Origin of the sequence: Silvimonas soli (assembly GCF_030035605.1) — a bacterium.
Taxonomy (GTDB): Bacteria; Pseudomonadota; Gammaproteobacteria; order Burkholderiales; family Chitinibacteraceae; genus Silvimonas; species Silvimonas soli.
The window spans coordinates 2,207,027-2,231,662 of record NZ_CP106736.1 but is presented as its reverse complement, the minus strand read 5'-3'; the positions used below and the strand labels follow the sequence as shown (position 1 = coordinate 2,231,662).

General features: G+C 53.8%; 26 protein-coding genes and 1 pseudogene. 16 read left to right on the top strand and 11 right to left on the bottom strand.

Features of this window, described 5'->3' with window-relative positions; genetic code table 11:
• Nucleotides 1-7 precede the first annotated feature (7 nt).
• Genes N7220_RS10295 through N7220_RS10285 form a run of 3 tightly spaced genes read left to right on the top strand, consistent with a single transcriptional unit; the run spans nucleotide 8 to nucleotide 5,502 of the window.
• The gene (locus N7220_RS10295) at nucleotides 8-634 is read left to right on the top strand and encodes a hypothetical protein (protein WP_283151365.1); all 627 of its coding nucleotides are present in this window, start codon (nucleotides 8-10) and stop codon (nucleotides 632-634) included.
• 13 nt (nucleotides 635-647) lie between these two features.
• Nucleotides 648-4,769 (top strand): pilus assembly protein, encoded by a 4,122-nt coding sequence (locus N7220_RS10290; RefSeq protein ID WP_283151364.1) that lies wholly within the window; start codon nucleotides 648-650, stop codon nucleotides 4,767-4,769.
• Between the two features lie 10 nt (nucleotides 4,770-4,779).
• Complete coding sequence (locus N7220_RS10285; RefSeq protein WP_283151363.1) at nucleotides 4,780-5,502, top strand: hypothetical protein; 723 nt, start codon at nucleotides 4,780-4,782, stop codon at nucleotides 5,500-5,502.
• 48 nt (nucleotides 5,503-5,550) lie between these two features.
• On the opposite strand, the gene hemL is transcribed toward N7220_RS10285, so the two are convergent.
• The 4 genes from hemL to N7220_RS10265 form a co-directional block, all read right to left on the bottom strand.
• Nucleotides 5,551-6,825 carry a glutamate-1-semialdehyde 2,1-aminomutase gene (gene hemL, locus N7220_RS10280; protein WP_283151362.1) on the bottom strand — a complete coding sequence of 425 codons (1,275 nt, stop codon included), beginning with the start codon at nucleotides 6,823-6,825 and terminating at the stop codon, nucleotides 5,551-5,553.
• Between the two features lie 15 nt (nucleotides 6,826-6,840).
• A complete protein-coding gene (locus N7220_RS10275) occupies nucleotides 6,841-7,308 on the bottom strand; it encodes a CYTH domain-containing protein (protein WP_283151361.1) in 468 nt (155 codons plus the stop codon).
• Between the two features lie 44 nt (nucleotides 7,309-7,352).
• A complete protein-coding gene (locus N7220_RS10270) occupies nucleotides 7,353-7,775 on the bottom strand; it encodes a CopD family protein (protein WP_283151360.1) in 423 nt (140 codons plus the stop codon).
• A gap of 78 nt (nucleotides 7,776-7,853) precedes the next feature.
• Nucleotides 7,854-8,018, bottom strand: a complete 165-nt coding sequence (locus tag N7220_RS10265) for a rubredoxin (protein WP_283151359.1) — start codon at nucleotides 8,016-8,018, stop codon at nucleotides 7,854-7,856.
• 65 nt (nucleotides 8,019-8,083) lie between these two features.
• Here N7220_RS10265 and thiD point away from each other — a divergent pair, with 65 nt between their 5' ends.
• From thiD to N7220_RS10250, 3 genes are all read left to right on the top strand, one after another.
• Nucleotides 8,084-8,929, top strand: coding sequence for a bifunctional hydroxymethylpyrimidine kinase/phosphomethylpyrimidine kinase (thiD, locus tag N7220_RS10260; protein ID WP_283151358.1), 846 nt, complete (start codon nucleotides 8,084-8,086; stop codon nucleotides 8,927-8,929).
• Between the two features lie 141 nt (nucleotides 8,930-9,070).
• Complete coding sequence (locus N7220_RS10255; protein ID WP_283151357.1) at nucleotides 9,071-9,964, top strand: AraC family transcriptional regulator; 894 nt, start codon at nucleotides 9,071-9,073, stop codon at nucleotides 9,962-9,964.
• 4 nt (nucleotides 9,965-9,968) lie between these two features.
• Complete coding sequence (locus tag N7220_RS10250; protein ID WP_283151356.1) at nucleotides 9,969-10,553, top strand: chloramphenicol phosphotransferase CPT family protein; 585 nt, start codon at nucleotides 9,969-9,971, stop codon at nucleotides 10,551-10,553.
• A 111-nt stretch (nucleotides 10,554-10,664) separates the two neighbouring features.
• Here the strand turns inward: N7220_RS10250 and N7220_RS10245 are convergent, their stop codons facing one another.
• Nucleotides 10,665-11,195, bottom strand: a complete 531-nt coding sequence (locus tag N7220_RS10245) for a M15 family metallopeptidase (protein WP_283151355.1) — start codon at nucleotides 11,193-11,195, stop codon at nucleotides 10,665-10,667.
• Between the two features lie 7 nt (nucleotides 11,196-11,202).
• Nucleotides 11,203-13,593 (bottom strand): DNA topoisomerase IV subunit A, encoded by a 2,391-nt coding sequence (parC, locus tag N7220_RS10240; protein ID WP_283151354.1) that lies wholly within the window; start codon nucleotides 13,591-13,593, stop codon nucleotides 11,203-11,205.
• A gap of 218 nt (nucleotides 13,594-13,811) precedes the next feature.
• Here parC and N7220_RS10235 point away from each other — a divergent pair, with 218 nt between their 5' ends.
• Nucleotides 13,812-15,314: a capsule assembly Wzi family protein gene (locus tag N7220_RS10235; protein ID WP_283151353.1), complete on the top strand. Its 1,503-nt coding sequence runs from the start codon at nucleotides 13,812-13,814 to the stop codon at nucleotides 15,312-15,314.
• On the opposite strand, the gene N7220_RS10230 is transcribed toward N7220_RS10235, so the two are convergent.
• Together N7220_RS10230 and parE are read right to left on the bottom strand one after the other, a co-directional pair.
• On the bottom strand, nucleotides 15,311-15,856 hold the full coding sequence (locus tag N7220_RS10230; RefSeq protein ID WP_283151352.1) for a nucleoside 2-deoxyribosyltransferase: 546 nt from the start codon (nucleotides 15,854-15,856) through the stop codon (nucleotides 15,311-15,313). The genes N7220_RS10235 and N7220_RS10230 overlap by 4 nt on opposite strands.
• Nucleotides 15,857-15,970: 114 nt before the next feature.
• The gene (parE, locus tag N7220_RS10225) at nucleotides 15,971-17,944 is read right to left on the bottom strand and encodes a DNA topoisomerase IV subunit B (protein WP_283151351.1); all 1,974 of its coding nucleotides are present in this window, start codon (nucleotides 17,942-17,944) and stop codon (nucleotides 15,971-15,973) included.
• Nucleotides 17,945-18,134: 190 nt separating this feature from the next.
• Between parE and N7220_RS10220 the strand changes: the two genes are divergently transcribed.
• A complete protein-coding gene (locus N7220_RS10220; protein ID WP_283151350.1) occupies nucleotides 18,135-18,560 on the top strand; it encodes a hypothetical protein in 426 nt (141 codons plus the stop codon).
• Between the two features lie 31 nt (nucleotides 18,561-18,591).
• Here N7220_RS10220 and N7220_RS10215 read toward each other — a convergent pair whose 3' ends face one another.
• Nucleotides 18,592-18,900 (bottom strand): magnesium chelatase subunit ChlI family protein, encoded by a 309-nt coding sequence (locus N7220_RS10215; protein ID WP_283151349.1) that lies wholly within the window; start codon nucleotides 18,898-18,900, stop codon nucleotides 18,592-18,594.
• 15 nt (nucleotides 18,901-18,915) lie between these two features.
• Nucleotides 18,916-19,023 (bottom strand): annotated as a pseudogene (locus N7220_RS20770) (ATP-binding protein); the annotation flags it as partial.
• Nucleotides 19,024-19,288: 265 nt separating this feature from the next.
• On the opposite strand from N7220_RS20770, the gene N7220_RS10210 reads away from it, so the two are divergent.
• The 4 genes from N7220_RS10210 to N7220_RS10195 all read left to right on the top strand — a co-directional run bounded on the left by N7220_RS10210 (nucleotide 19,289) and on the right by N7220_RS10195 (nucleotide 22,545).
• A complete protein-coding gene (locus N7220_RS10210) occupies nucleotides 19,289-19,816 on the top strand; it encodes a hypothetical protein (protein WP_283151348.1) in 528 nt (175 codons plus the stop codon).
• A gap of 7 nt (nucleotides 19,817-19,823) precedes the next feature.
• Nucleotides 19,824-21,164: an FRG domain-containing protein gene (locus tag N7220_RS10205; protein WP_283151347.1), complete on the top strand. Its 1,341-nt coding sequence runs from the start codon at nucleotides 19,824-19,826 to the stop codon at nucleotides 21,162-21,164.
• 87 nt (nucleotides 21,165-21,251) lie between these two features.
• Nucleotides 21,252-21,980 carry a hypothetical protein gene (locus tag N7220_RS10200; protein WP_283151346.1) on the top strand — a complete coding sequence of 243 codons (729 nt, stop codon included), beginning with the start codon at nucleotides 21,252-21,254 and terminating at the stop codon, nucleotides 21,978-21,980.
• Nucleotides 21,973-22,545 carry a hypothetical protein gene (locus N7220_RS10195; RefSeq protein WP_283151345.1) on the top strand — a complete coding sequence of 191 codons (573 nt, stop codon included), beginning with the start codon at nucleotides 21,973-21,975 and terminating at the stop codon, nucleotides 22,543-22,545. The genes N7220_RS10200 and N7220_RS10195 overlap by 8 nt, the downstream gene beginning before the upstream one ends.
• Nucleotides 22,546-22,797: 252 nt before the next feature.
• Here N7220_RS10195 and N7220_RS10185 read toward each other — a convergent pair whose 3' ends face one another.
• Nucleotides 22,798-23,046, bottom strand: a complete 249-nt coding sequence (locus N7220_RS10185) for a helix-turn-helix domain-containing protein (RefSeq protein WP_283151344.1) — start codon at nucleotides 23,044-23,046, stop codon at nucleotides 22,798-22,800.
• A gap of 116 nt (nucleotides 23,047-23,162) precedes the next feature.
• Between N7220_RS10185 and N7220_RS10180 the strand changes: the two genes are divergently transcribed.
• From N7220_RS10180 to N7220_RS10165, 4 genes are read left to right on the top strand one after another with little or no spacing between them, the layout of a single operon-like run.
• Nucleotides 23,163-23,423: a hypothetical protein gene (locus tag N7220_RS10180; protein WP_283151343.1), complete on the top strand. Its 261-nt coding sequence runs from the start codon at nucleotides 23,163-23,165 to the stop codon at nucleotides 23,421-23,423.
• 22 nt (nucleotides 23,424-23,445) lie between these two features.
• On the top strand, nucleotides 23,446-23,937 hold the full coding sequence (locus N7220_RS10175) for a hypothetical protein (protein ID WP_283151342.1): 492 nt from the start codon (nucleotides 23,446-23,448) through the stop codon (nucleotides 23,935-23,937).
• 21 nt (nucleotides 23,938-23,958) lie between these two features.
• Nucleotides 23,959-24,333: an HAD domain-containing protein gene (locus N7220_RS10170; protein WP_283151341.1), complete on the top strand. Its 375-nt coding sequence runs from the start codon at nucleotides 23,959-23,961 to the stop codon at nucleotides 24,331-24,333.
• Nucleotides 24,308-24,631: a hypothetical protein gene (locus N7220_RS10165; protein WP_283151340.1), complete on the top strand. Its 324-nt coding sequence runs from the start codon at nucleotides 24,308-24,310 to the stop codon at nucleotides 24,629-24,631. The genes N7220_RS10170 and N7220_RS10165 overlap by 26 nt, the downstream gene beginning before the upstream one ends.
• Nucleotides 24,632-24,636: the final 5 nt, after the last annotated feature.

Below are 24,636 nucleotides of genomic sequence, written 5' to 3'. Positions count from 1 at the left end.
AGGTCACATGGTACCGAATGCAGATTTTAGCCAAACCCGGTATTTGCTGCGTCCAAAACGCGAGCGAGGGGTTGTTCTTATCATTACATTGATAGCCCTTACGCTTTTATTGTTAACGACGATTGCATTATTTAGGTCTGCCAATTCTTCTTTACTACAGGTAGGGAGTCTCGGTTACCAAAGGGACCTTAATAATCAGGCTGAGTTGGGTATTCAGGCTGCGATAGCGCAACTGAAAACCGGAACACTGAAAGCTCCAGCAACGCGTTATTCTGACGTTAAAGCGTCGAATTATTCTGCCGTTCGCCTGCCTGCTTCCAAATTTGGAGTACCAGACGAATTGCTCAATTCTGGTTCTACTTATGTGAATTCCACTAACAAAGTGAATGGATCTAATAACACCACAATTAATTATATAATCGACCGCCTCTGCGACAGCGCGATGCAAGGGCAAGCATCAACTATTAATGCTTGCGCAATGATGCCGCCGGGACCAGGTAGTTATGGTGCTACTGCGGGGCAGGCAAATAACGCTGCCGTAGGTGGGGTCAATTTAACAATTTATCGAATTAGCGTACGGGTAGATGGGTCAAAGAATAGTCAGATTTTTGTCCAAACTACTATAGCCCTTTAGCAAGGATAATAAGATGAATGCTAATAAAAAATTATTTGGAGCTCTTACCTTGTTTGGGAAAGCTATCGGGAATTTGGTATTAACGGCCGGATTATTAGTGCCAACTGTTAGTTTCGCTTCAACTGATCTGGCCGATCAGCCGGTTTTTACCAGTACCCCAGTTCCCGGTAATTTGCTATTAACGCTGTCCGTGGAATATCCGACTGCAAACAGTATTGCCTATCCGACTTCTTTTTCACCGTGGGTTACAACTTCTGGCTTCATTGGCTATTTTGATCCAGCAAAGTGCTATGACTACTACTATGACAGTTCTTCGGCGCTGGACAGTTCCACGAATGGCAGTTTCTTTTTTCCGGTAAGTGCTGCTAGTTCGACGTTTGGTTGCACCAGTACTAGTACATCCCATTTATGGAGTGGTAGCTTTTTAAACTGGGCTTCCATGCAGACTATTGACCCATTCCGCTGGGCTCTAACCGGCGGCTACCGATCTACCGATGCGTCAGCTTCTGGAACTGGGAATGCGGTAAACAAAGGTACTATTCTTGAAAAGGCTTGGGCATCTGGCCAAGGCAGCGCGGGGGAAACGCCTAATCGCAGTTTAGCGGGAAGCTCAACAATTAGCGCAGTCTCACCATTTTCATGGAGCAATCTTTCGTTCCGGATCTGGGGCTTGGGCAACCGGATGCAATTTACTAATACCGCGTCCTTTGATTCTTCTAATGGTAGTACGACGGGTGATAGTTATACGGCAGGAACCACGTCAAAAAAAGGTGTTTATACTCCTAGCACAAATAATGCGTATAACCCGTTATCCAGTAATTTTACGGACGATTACAGCGGCAGCGGGATTTATACGGTGATCATTCGTGCTCGCGTATGCGACAGTGTAATTGGGTTGGAATCAAACTGCGTTGGCTATATGGGATCTGATTCCAAGCCGATTTTTAAACCTGAAGGATTGATGCAGCAATATTCGGGCAAGATCAGATATGGTGTTTTTGGCTATTTGAATGATAGCGGCTTGCTCCGCGATGGTGGCGTATTACGTGCCAATATGAATTACATTGGACCAACTCAGCCTGTTCCGGGTACTACACCGAAATCCAATACCAACCCCGAATGGAGTGGTGCTACCGGGGTAATGTTTGCTAATCCCGACCCCGCAGATGCTTCCGGGACGGTAACGTCTGGTAATGCCACTATTAGCAATAGTGGCGTAATGAACTATTTAAACAAATTTGGCCGATCCAGTGGTGTTTATAAGACCTATGATCCCGTTTCTGAACTTTATTACTCGGGTATTCGTTACTACAAAGCATTCGCAAGTGATCCGGGCTCAAGCAAATATCCGGTGCCGGCTAACTCTGAGGTGTCTACCTATAGCTCAGGTGTTAACAGTACCATGGCGGATGGTTTTCCGGTAATTACCGGGAGTAACTGGAAAGATCCTATTATTTACGCATGCCAAAAGAATTTTATTCTCGGTATTGGCGACGTTAATACGCATGCTGATGGAAACCTCCCCGGTTCGACAACGGCAAAGAATAACAGTACTTACGAGCCATCCGCACCCAGTGATATGACCGCGGATACTACAATTGGGCATGGTCAAACCACGTATTCTGGCTCAAGCGGTGCTACCACATATATAGGTAGTCTCGAAGGCGTTTCGAATTTGGGTAGTACCAACTTGTCGTGGTGTTGTTCCGACGATTCCAGCTATTTAATGGCCGGGATTGCCTATGACTCCCATGTAAATGATATTACGCCCAATAAGTGGACCCAGTACCTTAATACGGACGGCACCAAAACATTTACTCAGACAATTTCCACCTATTGGGTGGATGTGCTGGAAAATCAGAAATATCAAAGCAAAAATCAATACTGGTACGCTACCAAATACGGCGGTTTTACTCTTCCGTCGGGTTACAAAGCCTATGATGGAACAAAGCTGACGCAGGGTGCGTGGAGCACAGGCCTTCCAGTTGTTTCGACTTCAACCGATTTGCAACCTAACAATTATTATCCGGCGTTCCAGGCAAAAGCGATGGTGCAGGGTTTGACCAACGCCTTTCAAAGTATCGCCGCGCAGACAGCTCAAACAACTACTGCACAATCCGCCTCTTCTCCGAAAATCCCCACCGCAGGTGGCATGAACTATGCCGCCAGTTACGATTCTTCTAAATGGATAGGTGATGTGGTTGGTACGCTGTACACATTTAGTGGTCCAGGTGCCGCGCCTACCACGCAAGGAACGCCATGGAGCGCCCAGAAGCTATTGCAAACCCAAATTGCTAGTAATGGCTGGAACAGCGGACGAGTAATTGCCAGTTACAGTGGCGGGAAAGGGGTGCCGTTTCGGCCTTCCAGCCTTTCTACCACGGACTTATCCAAACTTGATCCGGGTACTTCGCTTTCGTCACCAAACAATATATCTAATTCGACCACACAAACAAATTATCTCAATTACGTCCGGGGAGATCAGTCCAACGAGGTCGGATCAGCGGTGACTGGCAGCACCAAGGCATATCGCGCGCGCGCTGCAGTACTGGGCGATATCGTAGATTCAAAGCTGAATGCAGTTGGCCCGCCCGCGCTTGGTTTTAGTGAGGCAAACAACCCGGGTTATACGGCCTTCAAGGCGACTTACGCCTCCCGGAATCCGGTTGTGTATGTGGGTGCCAATGATGGTATGTTGCACGCGTTTGACGGCACAAAAACTGGTGGCTCCGAGTTGTTTGCGTACATCCCAGGCGCGCTGTATAGCGGACCGACGGGTACACCACTGGTTAATGGCTTGGCGGCTTACGGTAATCCGACTTTTGTGCACCACAATTATGTAGATGCTACCGTCTTGGTTAATGACCTGGATATGGCACGCACCAACGGCAATACGCAGATCACCACTTCTAAGTGGGCGTCTTTATTGGTTGGTCCTTTGGGTAAAGGCGGGCAGGGTTACTATGCGCTGGATGTGACCAATCCTCCTGCCTACTCGGCAAACAATGGGTCGGGCAATAGCGCGAATGAACAAGCACTGGCCAATGCTGTCAAATGGGAGGTAAATAGCTCCCAAGCTGCATATAACACAATGGGGTACAGCTACGGGCCACCAATTATTGTTAAAACCAAACAATATGGCTGGGTGGTTATTGTCACTTCTGGGTACAACAATAGTGATGGTAATGGCTATCTCTATATTATTGACCCTCCTACCGGTAACCTGCTGCAGAAGATACAGGCCTCCGATGGTAGTTCTGTGAATTCGGATGGGTTGGCTTACGCTGCGGCGTTTGTACCAGATACTACGGATTTCACGGCTGAGACGGTATATGCAGGGGACCTGCAAGGGAATGTGTGGCGGTTTGATCTGACGGCGGCTACTGGTAACTATCCAGCACCTACGCGCATTGCACATTTAACTGATAGTAGTGGTAATAATCAGCCTGTTACTGTGCCGCCATTGATTGTTACGCTGCCTAACACGCTGCGTCGTTACGTGTTTGTCGGTACAGGGAAGTTGTTGGGGGCCTCGGATGTTATCAGCAATAAAGCCGAGACGTTTTACGCTATTGCCGATGGTACTTCTAGTGGCTATTACATGACATCTGCGACTGGAACCAATTTTAATTTGCCAACTGGCGTTACCTTCCCACTCACCCGTAGTGAGTTGAATGCGAATACCGATCTTATTAACGGTATTGGCACGGCGCCGACTTCTGCGATGGGTTGGTACTACGATATGGGAACGTTTCCAGGTACCAGTAGTTACCTGTTGATTAACACGGCGATCGCCTCGAACCTTAATTATGTTGGTTGGGTAGCGAATGCTCCTTCCGGGGATGTATGTTCACCATCAGGTAATCATCAATCATTTACGGTTGATATTGCGACGGGTAAAACAATATTGACTAATGGGGTGGGTGGTTCGCCGGTTTCATATATTAGTGGTACCGGTCTTGGAACCAGCTTTTCGATAGTCTCAATTAACGATGGCGGCGGGGTGGAGCCCTTAGTAGGTGATGACGGAGGTATGAATGGCGGCGGTGGGCATGTAACACCGTTGACAGGCTCGTTCTCTAATTCTGGTTCCGGCCAATTGCTAAACTGGCGAGAAGTTCCAGTTAACAACTAACTGGTGAGAGATGGTTTTTTTTCATCTGGCAAAGGGCAGATTTCTTTCTGCCCTTTGTTTTTCTTTGGCGGCCCACGTGTTGCTGACATTGTTTCTGATGGAACATCAGCATCAAGTCAGTAAACGGCGCGCTGAGGACGGTGCTGCCCCATTTTCCGTGTACTTTGCCACCGCTTACCCGCGCAAAACTACAAATGGGACTTACTTGGGCTCCAAATTTGTTCGCAGTGTGCCGTTAGCAGCGATGACTCGCGGGCAGGTGTTGGTTGAGGATGTGAAGCCGGACCTGCCACGCGAATCTGATGCCGTTATTTCGGAGGTAAGGGATACTCAGAACGCTGTTTTACAACCTCCGGTTTTTCTCGATCCGGGTTTACTCGAAGTAAAACCCATTCCGCGCAGTGCCCCTGATTTCAGCGATATTTCTGCTGAGGTTGGAAATAGACCTGTGTTACCGATTACGCTAAGGATCTTTGTTTTGGACAGCGGGCGTGTATATCGTGTCCAGATACTGAAGGTGCAGGATGAGGACCGTTGGGTTGCAGATAAATTGGTCGCTGCGTTGTTGAAAACGGGATTTGTAGCCGGGCAGCAAAATGGTATAGAGGTGTCTGTATGGCAGGATCTTCAGTTTTCTTTTGTTCCACCCAACACACATGGTTTTGAATCTGAAGCCCCGTTCCATGCTGAAGCGAGTGTTCCGGCAACGCGTAATAAAAAGGGCGAGGAGTAACACCCCGCCCTTTCTATTTAGGTTAACAGCGTGTTTTGCATGACGTGGTTATTTGGAAAGTAGTTCAGCTGCCGTACTGATTGTTATTTGGATGTCTTCATCCGTATGCGCCGCCGAAACAAATCCTGCTTCAAATGCCGACGGTGCCAGGTACACGCCCTCATCCATCATCGCATGGAAGAATGCGTTGAAACGGTTGCGGTCCGAAGCCATGACTTCGGCAAAGGATTGCGGCGGAGTAGCGCTGAAGTACACGCCGAACATGCCACCAACGCTTTGCGCGCAGAAGGTTTCAGCAGCTTCTTTTGCTACTTTGTTCAGGCCATCGACCAGTTTGCTGGTTTGTGTGGTGAGCTTTTCAAAGAAACCTGGCTGACGGATCAGTTTCAAGGTGGCCAGGCCGGCTGCAACGGCGACCGGGTTACCGGAGAGCGTGCCAGCTTGGTATACGGGGCCTAGTGGTGCCAGTTTGGCCATGATGTCAGCGCGACCACCGAAGGCCGCGAGTGGCATGCCGCCGCCGACGACTTTGCCCAATGTCACCAGATCTGGCGTCACGCCGTGCAGGCCTTGGGCGCAGCCCAGACCTACGCGAAAACCGGTCATGACTTCGTCGTAAATGAGTACCGCGCCATCGTCCTGCGTTAGCTGCCGCATCGCGGCGACGAATTCGGCGGATGGTTTAACCAGGTTCATGTTGCCGGCAAACGGCTCGACGATGATCGCGGCGATTTTGCCTTTGTTTTCGGCAAAGGCGGCTTCCAGCGCGGCGACGTCGTTATAGGGCAGGACGATGGTGTCGGCAGCCACGGCAGCGGGTACGCCGGCGGAGGAAGGATTGCCGAAGGTCAGCAGGCCGGAGCCCGCTTTGACCAGCAGGCTGTCGGCATGGCCGTGATAGCAGCCTTCAAACTTGATCAGTTTGTCGCGACCAGTGAAACCGCGGGCCAGGCGAATCGCGCTCATGGTGGCTTCAGTCCCGCTCGAAACCAGGCGTACCTGGTCCAGCGCCGGCAGCAGGTCACACAGCAAGTCGGCCAACTCGATTTCGGCGGCGGTGGGGGCGCCAAAGCTCAGGCCATTTTGCGCGGCCTGGATCACGGCTTCGATCACTTGTGGATGGGCGTGGCCGAGAATGAGCGGGCCCCATGAGCCAACATAATCAATATAGCGTTTGCCATCAGCATCCCAGACATAGGCGCCTTCGCCGCGAGCGATGAAGGGAGGGGTGCCGCCGACAGAGCCAAAGGCGCGCACCGGGGAGTTAACGCCGCCGGGGATATGTTTGCAGGCGGCCTGGAACAATTCAGTATTGCGAGACATGCGTGAGACTCCAGTTCAACGTGGCCAGCGGCTGTATGGGGTGACGGACAAGGCGCTGTTGTAATAGCGCGCGTCGCCCGATACCTCGGCGCCGAGCCAGTCAGGTTTTACAAATTCGGTATCTGCGGTGGGTAGTTCGATTTCGGCAACGATTAATCCGGCATTGTCGCCAGCAAATTCGTCGATCTCCCACAAAAATCCGCCATTGCGAATTTCGTGGCGTGTTTTGTCCAGTACGGTGGGGCACAGTTGCAGCAATTCGGCGGCATCACCCAGCGGAATCGGGTATTCGTATTCAGCGCGGGTGATACCTTCGTTTTTGCCTTTAATGGTCAAAAATCCTTGCTCGCCTTTGATACGTACCCGAACTGTGCGGGCTGGGTCGGCATTGAGATAACCCTGGGCAATTCGAGTCGCATTTTCTGCCTGGTTACGCCAGTCCTCGCTACTCAGCAAAAACTTTCTTTCGATTTCCTGCGCCATGGTGGCAATCCTTATATCCGATAATGACTAGCGGCAGACGGCGTTCAGAATGGTTTAACCGTGACAAGGATCACCACGGCCAGCAGTACCACCACGGGGATCTCGTTGAAGTAGCGATACCACACATTGCTGTGGCGATTGCGGCCAGCAGTGAAGTCATTAAACAGCTTGAAGCACCAGCCGTGGTAGATCACCAGCAACAGCACCAGTGCCAGTTTGGCGTGCATCCAGTGCCAGCCGGGGCCGGCGAAGAACTGGTAGTACGACCATGTCCACACGCCAAAGACGATGGCCAGCACGGCTAGCGGTGTCATAAAGCGCAACAACTTGCCTGCCATAAGCAGCAGGCGCTCTTTGGTAGTGGCATCGTCGGTCATGGCCAGATTGACGAAGATGCGCGGCAAATAAAACAGGCCGGCAAACCAGCTGATTACAAACAGGATATGAAAGGCTTTGACCCAAAGCATGGTGGACTTGTTTCCGGCAGAAAAAAATGAAAAAACGGCGCTGGGTCAAAAAGCCAGCGCCGTTTGCATCGCCAAAGATCAGATTTCGACCATCTCAAAATCTTCTTTGCGTGCACCGCAATCGGGACAAGTCCAGTTGATCGGTACGTCTTCCCACTTGGTTCCAGGGGCGATGCCATCGTTGGCACAGCCTTCGGCTTCGTCATAAATGAAGCCACAAATCAGGCACATATATTTTTTCATGCGGTCCACTTTGTTGCTTGGTTTAGAATCAGAATTCTACCTGATTAAATAATAGCTGCCCGCCCATGATTGCTACACCTCCGCTAGTTCTTGTCTTTGGTGCAAACGACCCTTCAGGCGGCGCGGGCCTTGCCGCGGACATTCTGACACTGGCTTCTTTGGGCTGTCATCCCTTGCCGGTGGTGACTGCCTTGACCGTGCAAGACACCACCGGTGTGCAGGAGTTCCAGCCGGTTGAACCCGACTGGCTGCAGGACCAGGCCCGTTACATTCTGGAAGACATGCAGATCGATGCCATTAAAGTGGGCATGGTCGGCAGTATTGAAAATCTGGCGGTCATTGCCGAGATCGCGGCGGATTATCCGGATATTCCGTTGGTGTTCGAGCCGGTTTTGAATTCGGGTCACGATGAGCCATCGGGTGAAGAAATGATCAACGCGATGCGCGAATTGCTGATGCCGCATACTTTGATCATTACGCCCAACAGTATCGAGGCCCGCCGCCTGGCTTCGGATGATCCGGACGAGCAGGAAGAGCTGGCGCTGGATGCCGCCGCCAGCCGCTTGCTCGATTGTGGCTGTGAATACGTGTTGATCACCGGCACGCACGAGAACACACCCAAAGTGAACAACACGCTGTTCTCCCGCGCCGGTCGTACGCGCAGCGATAGCTGGGATCGATTGCCGGGCAGTTACCACGGTGCAGGCTGTACGCTGGCATCAGCCATTGCCGGCGCGCTGGCGAGCGGCGCGGAATTGCCCGTGGCCGTGCGTGATGCTCAGGAATACACTTGGCAGGCTCTGAGTCGTGCTTTCCGGCCGGGAATGGGGCAGTTCATCCCGGACCGCTTGTTCTGGGCGCGGACCGGCGAAGAGGAAGAGGCCGCCAAGCCCGAAACGCCTGCTGCGTGAAGTGAGATGGTTTGCGGGATGTTTCACGTGGAACATCCTGCAAACCTGGTGCATTAAAAGCGGACGGGGCGCGTAGGCGCTGTGAGCAGGCGCTGCTAAAATAGCCGGCTGCACGCCCCCACACGTAAAGGACAAACCCCGATGTCCACTCCCTGCCTGCGACTGGAACGCGCAATCAACCGCATGGTGCGCGACCTTTCCGCTCCGCTTACGCTGGCCGATCTGGCCGACGCAGCTCACTATTCCCCTTGGTATCTGGTCCGTCGCTTTCAATCGCGTTATGCGACTACCCCGCAAGCGTTCTTGTGGCGGCTGCGACTGGAAACGGCGGCATCCATATTGCAGTGGATGCCAAAAATGCCGATTGGCAAAGTGGCGCTAACAGTGGGGTTCTCTTCAGCGGCCACCTTCAGCCGGGCGTTTCATCGTGAGTTCGGTTTTACGCCGAGTGAATGGCGCAAAGGCGCGCCGGCTGCAGATGCGTGGCGTGATCGCAATCTGGGCGAGCATTCATATAAACCGGGCGCGGCGATCGCTGGTACCTCGGCGGATTACCACTGGAGTTTTGCCGAAGTAAACGCACGGATCACCATCGAGCATTGGGATACCGAACGCGTGGTGTACATCCGCGAAGTCGGCGAGTACGGTTGCAATCTGGACTTGCTGTGGAAGCGCTTTCGTAAAACCTGCACCATGTACGGCATTGCTCCGGCACGCCGCTATGGCTTGATCTGGAGCGATCCGGCCACCACGCCATCGGGCCGCCGTCGTTACGATGCAGCGCAAATCATTAGTCCGCAAACCCGCATTCCGCGTGGGCTGGGTGATTACAAATTACAGGGCGGGCGCTGGGCGGTGTTTCGCCATCATGGTCCCAACGACGATATCGGCCCGCGCTGGCGTGATCTGATGCTGACATGGGTAGCCAACGCCAAGGTGGTGCTCGATCCGTCCCGGCCACGGGTGGAGCGTTACGAAGAAGACCAGTATCTGAGCGGGCATTACGAATTGTGCCTGCCGCTTATGACCGATTAAGCCTATGACACTGCCGCAAGTTATCGTCCTGAATGGCACCAGTTCCTCCGGCAAAACGTCGATTGCCCGTGTCCTGCAGGAATTGCTGCCGGAGCAATATCTCAATTTTTCTATCGATAGTGTGCTTTACACATTGCCCGCTGCTGATCTGATACGCATGCAAAAAGGCGATGTCATCACCCGCAACGGGTACGAGTGGCAAGCCTTGGTCCGCGGCTATCACTATTGCTTGCCTGGCCTGTTGCAGGCCGGACTCAAACTAGTGGTAGATAACGCCTGGTGCGACGCGAGTGAAAAGCTTGAACTGTTGACCGAACTGGCTGGATATCAAGTGGCGCTGGTTGGGGTGCAGTGTGAGCTGGATGAAGCCATCCGGCGCGAGAAGCAGCGAGGAGACCGCGCAGCAGGGCTGGCGGCTTGGGAATTCAATCGGGTGCATCAATACATGGATTACGATCTTACGCTTGATAGCACAGTTGCTTCGCCGGAGGACTGCGCCGCGCAGTTAACCCAGCAATTAAATGGCGCGGAACGGAACTGGTCGGGCGCGCGGACTACACTGAATGCGCTCAGCATGTTGAGCGCATGAACGGCGCTTGGGGGATGGATAGATGAAACCTCCCGGCGAGGACTACCGCAGCATGACCAAATATAAAACGGCCCAAACGGGCCGTTTTATATTAGTGCAAGATCAGTGAGTTCAATCCTGAAAGCACCAATGCCACGGCTCATACATATAGCCATACGGATTGTTTTGTGGAAAAGAGAGTGTGAATCCGAATCGTCCGGCATTCGCTGTTAACCACGCAAAAGCTGGTGTTTGGGAAAAGGCTTCCGTTAGCGACTGCGCATCCGGCGTGGCGATATCGATGGCCCGCCCAGTATGGTGTTCGCTGCATCCTGGCGGCGCTAGTCGCTGCAAGACCGCGTCAATGGACATGCCTTGGGCGAGCTTGTTATTGATCAACTCAGCTTGCCGCGCAATGCTGCGCCAAGCCGAAATCAGCAGCAATGATACGCTGTCACTCTCGGCGGCTGCCTGCATCTCCTGCCAGGCATTTGCCGCAGCAGGGGAGAGCAACATGGTTTTGCCCGACACTGCTGCGGGGATTTCCACCAATTCCAGCGCTTGTGCTTCGACATAAACAGGCAAGCCATGCGCTGCCACCCAGTCTGGGGGTATGCCCAGACTGGCCCAGAGCAATTGCAGATCGGATGACGACGCAGTCATAGCGAGATCAGAATCCCGGGAATTTCAGCCCGGCATTGATCGGCTTGCCTTTACGTGCGCGCTTGCCAATGTACGGCGCCATCTCATTCGCATCCAGCACCAGTTCAACAGCCTTGCCGCCGCGGCCGGTGCCAGTCAATTTGAGCGTGCCGCCATCTGAAACGGTAATCGCTGCCAGTGTATCTTTGTCGTCCAGCGCCATGGTGATCACGCCACGGCCGCCGCCCGTGAGCTGTTTGAACTCAGCCAGCGGGAATAGATGCAATTTACCGCCCTTGGACAAACACGCCACCAGCGATGTTTCACGTGGAACAAATGGCGTGACCTTGAGGATGGTTTCGCCAGCTTCCACAGTGATGAAGCTCTTGCCTGCTTTTTGTCGCGACAACAAATTCTCGAACTGGCAGGTGAAGCCATAACCAGCGGTGTTGGCAATTACCAGCCAGTCCTGCGCTTTGGCGACCACCATCTGCGTGATGCGGGTTTGCGCGTTGAGGTCCACTAGTGTGGTGACCGGCATGCCGTCACCACGGCCGCCAGGCACGCTGGAGGCGGCGATGGTATACACGCGACCATCGGCGCCGAACAATGCCACCTGGTCGACTGTACGGCACTCTATGGCGGCCAGCAGTGCGTCACCATCCTTGAAGGCCAGGTTCTGGATATCCAGACCGTGACCTTGGCGGGCGCGCAGCCAGCCTTTCTCAGACAGGACCAATGTGGTGGGTTCGTCCACCACGGTGGCTTCCAGCACAGCTTTTTCCGCGGCCAGAATCAAAGTACGGCGTGGATCAGCAAACTTTTTGCGATCAGCTTCGATCTCTTTGATGATCAGTTTTTGCAGCGCGCCCGCATTGCCCAGCAAATGTTCCAGTTCTTCTTTCTCGATCTTCAATGCTGCCAGTTCTTGCTCGATCTTGATGCCTTCGAGCCGCGCCAACTGGCGCAAGCGGATTTCGAGAATGTCTTCGGCCTGGCGATCAGACAAATTGAAGGCTTCGATCAGCGCAGGCTTGGGCTCGTCGCTATGCCGGATGATGCGAATGACTTCGTCAATGTTCAGGAAGACAATCAAACGGCCTTCCAGAATATGCATGCGATCGTTCACCTGACCCAAACGGTGATTCAGTCGGCGAGTCACGGTTACAAAGCGATAGTCGACCCACTCGTTCAACAAGGCTTTGAGCGACTTTTGCTGCGGGCGACCATCGCGGCCAATGGTCACCAGATTCATCGACAGCGATGTTTCCAGCGACGTATGCGCCAGTAGCACATTCATCAGGTCATCCGGATTCTGGCGGGATGACTTGGGTTCAAACACCAGGCGGACGGACTGTTCTTTACCCGACTCGTCACGCACACGATCCAGCAATGACAGCACCAGTTGTTTGGTCTGCATCTGTTCTTGGGTGAGCGCTTTCTTGCCTTTCTTGATCTTCGGGTTGGTGAGCTCTTCGATCTCTTCCAGTACTTTTTGCGACGACGTACCTTGCGGCAACTCGGTAACGATCATCTGCCACTGGCCGCGCGCGAGGTCTTCTTTCTCCCAGCGGGCGCGAATCTTGAGCGAGCCACGGCCGGTTTCATAGGCGGCCTGGATATCACGCTGACCGGAAATAATCTGGCCGCCGCCAGGCAAATCCGGGCCCTGGATGTAATGCATCAAAGCGGCCACGTTGAGCGAGCGATCACGAATCAAGGCAATCGCTGCGTCGGCTACTTCGCCCAGATTGTGCGACGGAATCTCGGTGGCCATCCCCACGGCAATGCCGGATGCGCCGTTCAACAGCAGCATCGGCAAGCGCGCGGGCAGCAATACCGGCTCTTCAAACGCACCATCGTAGTTGGGGATGAAATCGGTGGTGCCCTGGTTCAGTTCGGCCAAAAGCAGATCGGCAATCGGTGTCAAACGCGCTTCGGTGTAGCGCATGGCCGCCGCATCATCACCATCACGCGAGCCGAAATTACCCTGGCCATCAATCAGCGGATAACGCAGCGAGAAATCCTGGGCAATGCGCACCAGGGCGTCATACGCCGATTGGTCGCCGTGCGGGTGAAACTTGCCCAGTACCTCACCAACGATACGCGCTGACTTCACCGGCTTGGCGGTGCCGGTGAGACCCATCTCATGCATGGCATACAGTACGCGACGCTGCACCGGCTTCTGGCCATCTTCGACTTGCGGCAGGGCACGGCTTTTCACCACGCTCATTGCGTATTCGAGGTAACTCTTTTCAGCGTATAAGCCGAGTTGCACGGACTCGCCGTCGTCGGGCAGGGTAGCGGACACCTGCGCGGCAATATAGCGGCGGTTGCCGCCTTGGTCGGCTTGGGCTGGCACGTCGTCTGTGGGCAGCGTTTCGGCGAGCAGATCGTTTGGTTCTTCGATTTCGGACATGGCACCAGGATCAATGAAAACAAGTCAGTCGGCATTGTAGCCGCGAGATGGGCAAGCTGAACACGCCGCTACGGAATGTGTGTACGAAACACAGAATGTTCCACGTGGAACACAACACGAACAAATCAGTGTGATGGATCGGCATTTACGGATTCTTCCGATATTACCGCCGATAGTGGGCAATTAAGGTCGCGCTATTTGCTCGTGGATAGCCAGCAATGCCCTCCAAAATACGTTTGTCTCAAACCCTGTTAATGACGTTTGCTCTGCTGGCCGGAACCACCGTTCAGGCCGCATACCCGGGAAGTTCACCTGTCTTGTTGCAAGCCGGTGACGCCGCGGTAAGAGCAGATCTGGAGTGGCTGGCCAATCGGGGCGTACTGGACATATCAACTTCAACCTGGCCGCTACCAGCAAGCATCGTGGTCGAGGCCGTCGCTCGCCGAAACATCCGCCTGGCCAGCCCACAAGATTATGCAACGCTTGAGCGCGTCGTTCGGGCGGTGGAAGCGGCTATGCAAAACTCGTGGGGTGCGGAGCTAGACGTCAACACCAGCAAACTACGCGCTACCGGTTTTGAAAATACACCGCTGGCGCGAGAGGCGGCATCGGTCTATGGGCAAGGCAGTAACGATGTGGCTGCGGCTCATCTGGAAGTGCGGGGACTCAATTCTCCGCTCACAGACCGGCAGAGCCGTACCGATTTGCAAGGTAGCTACGCGGCGCTCAATGTGGCTGGCCAGATTTTGTATGTGGGGCAACTGGATCATTGGTGGGGGCCGGGCTGGTCCGATAGTCTGATCTGGTCCAATCACGCCACAGCTATCGCTGGCTTCGGTTTGCGCAACGGCAGCGATGCACCGTTCCAGACGCGGTGGTTATCGTGGATCGGGCCGTGGGGCTACGAGTTATTCTTGGGGCAGATTCAGCATGACGAGGTGATTGCCCATCCCCAAATAACGGGGATGCGGGTTTATGCGCGACCATTGCGTGGATTGGAGTTGGGCGCCTCGCGCATGATCATGTGGGGCGGCGCCGGGCGGGCCAACGACGCGCACGGCTTCTGGAAGGCGGTGAGCGGCAACTCCAATACCGCGACAGCACAGGACGACCCCAGCGATGAGCTAGCGGGCTTTGATCTGCGCTATACCTTGCCATTTATCGGCGGTAATCCAGTGACCTTGTATGGGCAAGCCATTGGCGAAGATGAAGCCGGCCATTTGCCATCGAAATATATGGTGTTGGCGGGCATCGGCATGGCGCAATCACTGGGCAGCCACCGCCTGCAATGGCACCTTGAAGCCACAGACAGTGAGACCGACCGTTTCTTTGGTCGCAAAGCAGGGCAATCCGGCCTGGCATATAACCATTGGACTTACCGCGATGGCTATTACCAGGACCAGTTGCCGATTGGGAGCTGGATGGGGGGCGATGGCAAATCGGTTTCGGCCAATCTGACCTGGACACCAACAGAATGGCGCTACCAGCAGCAATACACCTTCCGCTACCTGCACGCTCAAGTGAATCCCGGTGATCAGGCGATCAATCAGGCTTTCCCGCGTGCTGACACTTTGAACGGGTTGATTGGCGGCGTGAACTGGATGGTGCCGCGCACCCACATTCAGGCCAATGTCGGGGCGAGTGTGATCCGCAAACAAAGTAACGGTGCAACCCAGTTTGGCGGGCTGCTGCAATTACGTATTCCGCTGGATAAATACTAACGATGGCGCAGCACAGGCAGGCGGGCGCGCTTGACCAGCTCAGCGATGGCCAGTTCGGGGCTGTTGGCGACGATCACGCCGGTGGCCGCTTGCCACAGCATCAGATTCAACGGCACGCCAAAGTCTTCGATGGCGTTGTTGTCGTTATCCATCCAGCTATTTTGTTGTTTAAACGCGCTGGGAATGCGCTTGTACATGGGTGTGTCGGCGGTGACATCGGATAGCCATAGCCACACCGGTTTGCCCAAGGCGAAGGCGAAACCGACTTCAAACGCAGTGCCGGAATCGGGTTCGCTGGCACTGCGAAAAGCGCGCATGTCGGCGAACACCAAGTCGCTGCGGCTGATCATTGTACAGTTTTGCTGGAATATCCATTCGCGCTTGCTGCGCTCGTCCGGCAACGCTGGCAGGGCGTTATCCAGCGGAAATAGCCCGACCAGTCCGTGGATATCGCAAGCGGTTTTCAGGCGGGAGCCCCAGACCGCGGCATCCTGCCGGAAGACGCCTGGCCCGGCGAGATAAACGGAAATATCAGCAACCATAAATGGGTTAGCACTTGGCTCTCGAGTGAGCCAGCCGAAGATGAAGTTGCTATATTATGGCCGATTACAGGCCATGTCAGGGCCGCATTGCGCGGCCCCGGGCGCCTGGCGGTATCAGATGTCCGCTTCGACCTCGTTACCGCGCGCTTCCAGCCATGCTTTGCGACTGGACGCTTCGCTTTTGCCCATCAACATATGCATCAGATCACGCGTGTTCTGGCTGACATCATCCGGGATACCTACGCGCAACACGCGGCGGGTGTCCGGATTCATGGTGGTTTCAAACAACTGGCTGGCATTCATTTCACCGAGGCCTTTAAAGCGCGAAATACTCCAGGCGCCTTCGCGTACTTTCTCGGCACGAAGTTTGTCCAGAATCGCCGTCATTTCGCCTTCATCCAGCGCGTAGAACTTGCGTGGTGGCTTGTTCTTGCCGGAGCCCGCCACGTCTACCCGATACAGTGGCGGTTGTGCCACGTACACATGACCGTTGGCGATCAAGCCCGGGAAATGGCGATAGAACAAGGTGAGCAACAGCACCTGAATGTGCGAGCCATCCACGTCCGCATCCGACATGATGATGATCTTGCCGTAACGCAGGCCGGACAGATCGGGTGTCTCGTTGATGGTGTGCGGATCAACGCCAATCGCCACGGCAATATCGTGGACTTCGTTGTTGGCGAAAATCTGGTCCCGATCAACTTCCCAGGTATTCAGCACCTTGCCGCGCAACGGCAAAATGGCCTGGAAGTCTTTCTCACGCCCCAGCTTGGCCGAACCACCGGCGGAATCACCTTCGACCAGGAACAACTCGCAACGGCCGGTTTCATCGCTGGCGCAATCGGTGAGCTTGCCGGGTAACACGGCAATGCCGCTGGACTTTTTCTTTTCAACTTTCTGGGCGTTCTTTTGCCGGGCTTGAGCCGCGCGGATACACAATTCCGCCAGCTTTTTACCCAGCTCAACATGCTCATTCAGCCACAATTCGAATGGCGATTTGACCATGGTTGAAACCAGTTTCAATCCATCCCGGCTGGTCAGTTTATCTTTGGTCTGGCCCTGGAATTGCGGGTCCAGTACCTTGGCAGACAGCACAAATGACGCGCGGCTAAACAAGTCTTCCGGCAGTAGTTTCACGCCCTTGGGGGTGAGCGAATGAAACTCCATGAAGGTTTTCACGGCCTGGAATACACCGTCGCGCAGGCCGGATTCATGCGTGCCACCGACCAGCGTCGGGATCAGGTTCACATACGATTCACGTGAAGTCGGGCCATCTTCGCTCCACGTCAGTGCCCACGCGCAGCCTTCGCCGGGCGAGAAAGTGTCGTCCGCGCCTTCGATGTATTTCTCACCGCGGAAAATCGGGATAACCAGTTCATAGCCGGTTAGTTGCTCAGCCAGATAGCCTGGCAGGCCATCCGGGTAATTCCATGATTTTTCAAGGAATTCACCGTTGGCTTGTTCCAATTTCAGGGTAACGATCAAACCGGGTAGCAACACCGCTTTGGATTTGAGCAGATGCTCCAGATCACCTTGCGGAATATTGGGAGCATCAAAATATTTTGGGTCCGGCGCCACAAACACGGCCGTGCCGGTGTCCTTTTTGGCGCAGGTGCCAGCCACCGTGAGCGGCTCGACCACGTCACCATTGGCGAAAGCCAGCTTGTTCAATTGGCCGTCGCGTTTGACTTCAACTTCCAGCCGGGTAGAGAGCGCATTGGTGACCGAAACACCCACGCCATGCAAACCGCCCGAAAACGCGTAAGCGCCGCCGTCTTTTTTGTCGAACTTGCCGCCCGCGTGCAGTTGGGTGAACACCACTTGCACGGTGGGAACGCCTTCTTCCGGATGAATCCCCACCGGAATCCCGCGACCGTTATCCGCCACGCGCAAGGTCTGGTTGCGATACATCACCACGTCGATACGCGTGGCAAAGCCGCCCAGTGCCTCATCGGCCGCGTTATCGATCACTTCCTGGCAGATATGCAGCGGGTTGTCCGTGCGGGTGTACATGCCGGGACGGTGGCGTACTGGATCGAGGCCCTTGAGGACTTTTACAGCGGATTCATCATAGCGGGGTGTGGACATGGGGCGACCGGGTGTTCTGACAAGTTACGGGAAGATGCGGCGAAGTCTAGCAAACGCCGGTCCTGCGGCAAACCGCTGTGCTGCCGGTCACCATTGTTATGTGTACATTACCGTCGGGTTTAAAAGGAACGTTTACCGCGGCAGAAAGTCTTTCAGCGATACGAATTTATAAGACGGACTGGAAGATACCATGTACGCGCTTGCATCCATGATCGGCATTCCGGCGATCAAAAACGTAGTCGACGATTTTCTTTCGCTGTTGCGCCAGCATCCGCGTTTTGCCACGAGTATTAACCAGTTTGCTGATGAAGGGCCGCTGAAAGGTCGGCTGGTGCAGTTCTGGTACGCCGTACTGGATGGCGAAACCTGGCGGCTGTCCATGAGTCGTGGCGGCAACAGTGGCATGCAGTTTCCAGCTATTTTTGCTGAAGCGCATGGTGTGGTGTTCCAGTTGTTTCGCAAAGCCATTGCCCGTTGCGTGCCGGCTGATCTGGCGCAAGCCTGGCAGCGCCGACTGGATATTCTGGAGCAATCTTTTCCCCAGCCACGACCCGCGCCGGTGATCGTCGAAACCCCCACCAACCTGACCGTCTCCCGCTGCCGCCAGCTTAATTGATATGCCGCGCAACAGCTGGTTGTGTCCGTCGCTAGCCCAATCCACGCCGGTATTGGATCGCTTCAGCAACATGATCGGAACGGATTTGCTCGGTGCCAGTTAAATCAGCAATGGTGCGAGCGATTTTTAGCACCCGGTGAAAACTGCGGGCAGATAAATTAAGACGCTGCAGCGCGGTATGCAGCAGCGCGCGAGCTGCTTCATCGGGCGTGCAAAAGCGGTCAATCTCGGCAGTTGTGAGGGCGGCATTGGATTTACCCTGTCGCTGGCGAGCCAGATTCCAGGCACGGATGACACGTTCGCGAATCACAACGGTGCTCTCGCCGTCGGGTGCGGCCATCAAGGTAGCTTCGTTTACTGCCGGGACTTCGACTGCCAGATCGATCCGATCCAGGAACGGCCCGGATAATCTGGCCTTGTAACGGTGTAAAGAGTCATTAAATGCCGGATTGGGCTCATTGATTTGTAAGGGAAATTTTGACCGCTAATGACTCGTGATTTGATCCATGTGTCACTAACAAGCGGATTTTTTTTCCTTCAGTCACTAACGGCCGGATTTTTTTCGACGTATAGCTGAGCCGAACTTACTGTGCCGAAAACGGGGTTTAAGCGTGCTTAAAATCTCTTAAAAACTCCATTCCACACTGTTGTATTTATGAAATGACAATCCGCCATTAGACTGTACAAGCCTTGGGCGGAAAGTTTGCCTCAAATATCGGGATTTCATAATGAATAACAACATTTACGCTGCCGTCCTTTTTGCTGCAACCTTTGCCAGCGCAACCTACGCAAGCGAACCTAACTACAAGGTGGCATTTCGGGTTGTAAACGCCCAAGGGCAGGAGTCCCTTGTCGCAGGGCGGCCGCTATCTGGTTATCTTTCGTCACCTGAGAATGCAAATGGCGTTCCAGCCGACTCTTACATCTATAAAGACGTGTTCCGCTGGGATTGCTCGATTGACGGTTCGGTAAAACGGGGTGCGTTGAAGCAAGACAGGCTTCGAGAGGGCTCATCCATCACACTTTCTTCATCCGCCGGCAGCTTTACGTTGAACATTCGGATTCAGGAAATCCAGGAACAAAAAGCGACAGTCCTCCAGGCACGTGAGGCGATGTCCTGCCCGGCATCCATTCATGGTTCGGAAAACGTGATTCTCAATCGCGATTTCACGGTTCCGGCACACGATGGTCAAACCCGTTTCATGTTGGATAACGGGGACGCAATGCTGATTGACGTTACCACCATCCGTTCATGATCCTGGGGTGAATACCGTGGAACATGCTTACAACCTCCTGGTCACCGCCTCAGTTGGGGCTTGGGATGGGCCGGATGGTATCTACGAATTTCCACGGTCCCGTTTTTTGGAATACACCGATAGTGAGATCGTTGCTGAATTCGAGACACTTACTACGACAAACATTGAACGCCTGAAGTCGTTCCCCTGCCTGTTCCTGTACGAAGGGGACCTCGATTCGGCTCGGCTCGGCTGGATTACACGCATTGTCGCCGAGAAAAGCTTTGTCAAAATTGAATTCGAGGTCAATACCCGCCTTAGAAAGCTAAATCGCCGCACACTAGCCCCCCTGACGCAGCAGCTGGACATCCGCCATTGGGAAATGACCAGAACTCACTGGGCCATTAAAAGTGTTGACCTTTTAAGGGTCCTGCGCCGGGGCGGGGCCATTAGCTCTGGGACCCGCTCTTTGAAGCAACCCAGCCAAAGCCTTCCACCTTCTCAGTCCTCCACAGATGAGGTCACGATAGAGGAGGCAGATTCACTACAGCGATTCGTCGAGCTAGTTCTACAGAGCCCCGAGGCTGGGCGTGAAGTGTTCTACCGGGGACATACTGATCAGGTTTACCGGTTGGTTCCTTCGGTTCTACGGACTGACAGTAAGGGAAACTATCTCTATTTGAAGGAGGAGCATCGGATATACCGGGAATTGCTCATCTCCAACCCAGCAGACTTTCAGACTGATGCCCACACGCTCGATAAACTTGTCCGCATGCAGCATTTTGGGTTGCCCACCCGCTTGCTAGATATCACTTCGAATCCATTGATCGCCCTCTATTTCGCCTGCGAGTCGTCTGAAGACAAAACGGGTGAAGTTATTGTGTTCAGCATCAAATCTGACCAGATCAAATACTTCGATTCAGATCGCGCTAGCTGTCTTGCCAACCTGGCTCGCCTCCCCGCTGACGACAAGACTTGGTTGCAAAACAAGCTTGCCACACTGAAGGGCGCAGAGAAATTGAACTTCCGGGAGATTACGCTCAAGCGATATCTGCATCTCATCAAGGAAGAAAAACCCTACTTCGAACCACGCATAAATCCAGCAGACCTGCGGTCCATTATCTGTGTGAAAGGCAAACGGGCCAACGACAGAATTGCCTCACAGATCGGGGCCTTCCTACTCTTTGGTCTGGATGCAGTCCTCGTGGAAACAGGTGACGAGAACATCCGGATACGTCGAATCAAGATCAACTACAAGGCCGCTCTACTGCAAGAACTGGATCAGATGAATATCAACGAGCGAACCGTCTATCCGTACATCGAACGTTCTGCACGTTATATTGCCAAGAAATTTAAGCACCCCGGCTGAGCCAGCCTGACTATTAACTAATCCCGCCAGACCCTTCTTGGCGGGAGTGGCCTGATCTACCCCTCAATAACAACTAGGATAATGAACATGGGTGCGTTGGTTGACCGGGTCGTTTCGCATGCAGCGATTGGCAGTCTCAATGATCTGCTGTTGTTCGTTGAAGGTACGCCGCTCGAGAGTGATCTGGAGGAGCAGGTTCGCGAACATTTCAACCGTGCCGATGCAATTGGCTTGCATGCTCGCAAGGTGCTGGAAAATGCTGATCCCTATTTTGTGCAGACTGCCCTTCTGGACAGGGTGGTCCAGTACTCCAACGGTACTCGGGCGGAGTTCAACAACTTCCTCTCGAATCGCAATGCTAACCACTTGGTGAATGCGCAGGCTAACGTTGATGGTTTGTTGGCGACGATCATCCAGATACCCGTGACAACGGAAGTGCATATTGAGGCCTTGCGTGAGGCTGCGGCCAATTATCACAGCTCCATTTCAGAATGGACCCGCAACCTGGAACAACGGATGGCAGCGTTGATTCAGGAGATTGGCGGCCAGCAGGGGCGACTTGCCGAATCCGCTACGGAAATCAGCAACCAGAAGCAGCGCCTGGATACGGCGATTGCCGCATTTCAGCAGCAGTTTTCCGATGCACAGTCCACCCGGCAGACAGAACATACTGCGGCTGAACAGGCACGTGCTACTGAGGCGCTCAAAGAAGAAGAAGCCCGCCGGACCACGTTTGAAGAGAGCGAAAAAAAAAAGGAACGCAAATTATTTGGACGCTGCGCACAAGGCGTTGACCCGGCACAAAGAAGTGATTGAGAAAGCGGAAACAGATACTAAAGCAATCCTTGCGTTTCTGGATGAAAAGAAGACCTTTGCGCAAAGGCTGATCGGTATCATTTCCGATACCGGAATGGCGCATGGCTATCAGAAAACCGCCAACGAGGAACGCAAGCAGGCAAGTTTCTGGAAGGGCGTCGCATTCTGGTCGCTGGCTATCTGGATCGCGGTGGGGGTCGTCTTCTTCTTCCTGACGTACGACAAGGACCTGACTTGGGCTACAGTGGCTCGCCAGACTCTGATCTCTACCCCCTTTATCTTGCTTGCCGGTTTCGGCGCAATGCAGGTCAAGCAGTCCCAAGTAAACGAGCGCAGATTGAGACAGGCAGAACTGGAACTCGCCTCTATTGATCCGTTCCTTGCAACCCTGAGCGACCAGGAACGGAATGAGGTGAAACGGGATTTCGCGACGCGTTATTTCGGCCGCCTCGAGTCTGAAGGTTCTTCTGCGTCTGGTAGTGGAGACAAGGACACTGACTACCTGAAAATCATTTCCGAACTCACCACAGCGATTGCCGAGTTGCGAAAGGCCATCAAGCCGTAACGTACGTCGGGTCATTCCCCGTAAAAGCATGCCAGCCCTGCCGAAGTCCCTCCGCATCGTGCAAAGCATGGTGCCAAGGGCTTTCGGGTGTATGGGATGTTGGCACGCGTTGAATATTGATCAGATGGGGATGCGGACAAAATCTTGGACTACCAAGAGGTAGTTCATGTATTCATACGAAGACCGCATCCGCGCGGTCAAGCTGTACATCAAGCTGGGACAACGAGTCGCGGCGACCATTCGACAGCTTGGCTATCCATGTAACTTTCGAGGCCAACCAGTCCGAGCGAGAAATTCGTCCGCTGGCTGACTCAGAGCCAGTAACCAGTCTCCCATTTCCACAATGTCCAGACGGCGGTCGAGGTTTTCGACTTTCGCAATAAATGACTGTGGCTTCCCCAGCGCTTCCGCCAATACGGTTTGTGTAATCCCCGAAGCCACGCGAGCGTCCACCAATTGCTGGATAAGGTCACGGTAGCGAGGATCATGGATGGATTTCATTGTTCCATCTGATCACCCACTCAAAAATATCCCAAAATAGGATAATATGCGGTCAACCCTTGGCATGGGGACTGATTCCGCAGTGCCAGGCGCTTTTTGCATGAGGGAGTTTTAGAGTGAGCGAGAATCGTCACAAGCTTTTGGACATGGAACTGGAACACCAGCGCATGACCATCAAGCTATTCAAGATCGCCGGCTGGACAGGGATCATTGTTGGCATCCCACTGCTGATCATCCCGCCTATTGGGCTTGGAGCAATCACCTGTGGTCTTGTGGCCCGCTACATGGGGAAACGCTTTGACAAAATGGCTACACTGGTAGATGCGATAAACAGGGAGCAGTTGCCTCCATGCCAAACCCCTCTCGGAAATACCTGACAGGATTGGTGGCAGTCAAAACATGTTTAAAACCATGCCTGAATTTGAGATCACTGTCGGCAAACGAGGGCGTTCGGAAACCTCGGGGGCGTGTCGGTTCTACGCAGTAGAAAAACTCTTCCACAGCCACTGGTTCGTCCTAGAATATCAGCTTAAACCAGAAGCACTGGGCACCGCAGAACCCCTACTCTGGCGCACACTGTTACTGGCGGATTTTGGTGCTGTAACAGATGTCGTCGAACGCCATCGTGACTCCTTGCTGACTTACCGGACCAGCATAGCGGTAAGCGGGACTGGCGGCTGGGTCTTGCGTCGACTGGAAAAAGCCTTTGCCGTGTTTGGCAGTCAACAAGCAGCCTTTGATTTCTATCTCCAGGACGGCTGTCGCATCACCGAGCCTTTACCAGAGATCAGACCATCGCATCCTCGCCCCCCTATACAGATTTACTGGGCTGCGGGTGACCTCGAACTGGCGGGGAAAGAATCTTATATCCACGGTCCATTACCTGCATGACCAACGGAAATAGGTTTCAGCATGATCCTTTTTCTTGATTTTGACGGCGTGCTCCACCCCGATGCAGTCTACTTGCAAAAAGGAGGCCCTGTGCTGAAAGCACCCGTGGCGCTGTTTATGTGGGGAAAAAACCTGGAAGAAATTCTGGCTGGACGCTCGGACATAGAGATCGTGCTATCGACAAGCTGGGTCCGTATCCGCTCATTTGAGCGTGCGAAAAAGGCGCTGCCGCCGACACTGCGGGAAAATGTTAAACGCTGCAACAGACATCAGATCAATGACAGCATGGATGGAACGAAGATTTACTTCGCTACACATCCAGGCGGGTTCGCATGGAATAGACACTCTGCAATTACGGGATGTGGAAAAGATGTTCAAGACCGTACCGCAATTTGAGATTACGCCCCCAAATCACGGCAGTACTCACACCAGGGGTGCTTGCCGTTTTTTCGCAGTGGAGAAGCTGTTCCGGACGCACTGGTTCGTATTTGAATATCAACTTGATCCGGTCTCGCTGAACTCCACTGACTTGCCAATGTGGCGAACTCTGCTATTAGCGGACTTCGGTGCGGTGCTTGATGTACTGGAGCAGAATAGCGCCCACCTGCTGAGTTATAGGACCAGCATTGCGTTGGAAGATGGATCGGAAGGCTGGGGGCTGCGCCGGCTGGAGAGTGCACATATCCAATCCTGAGTTCA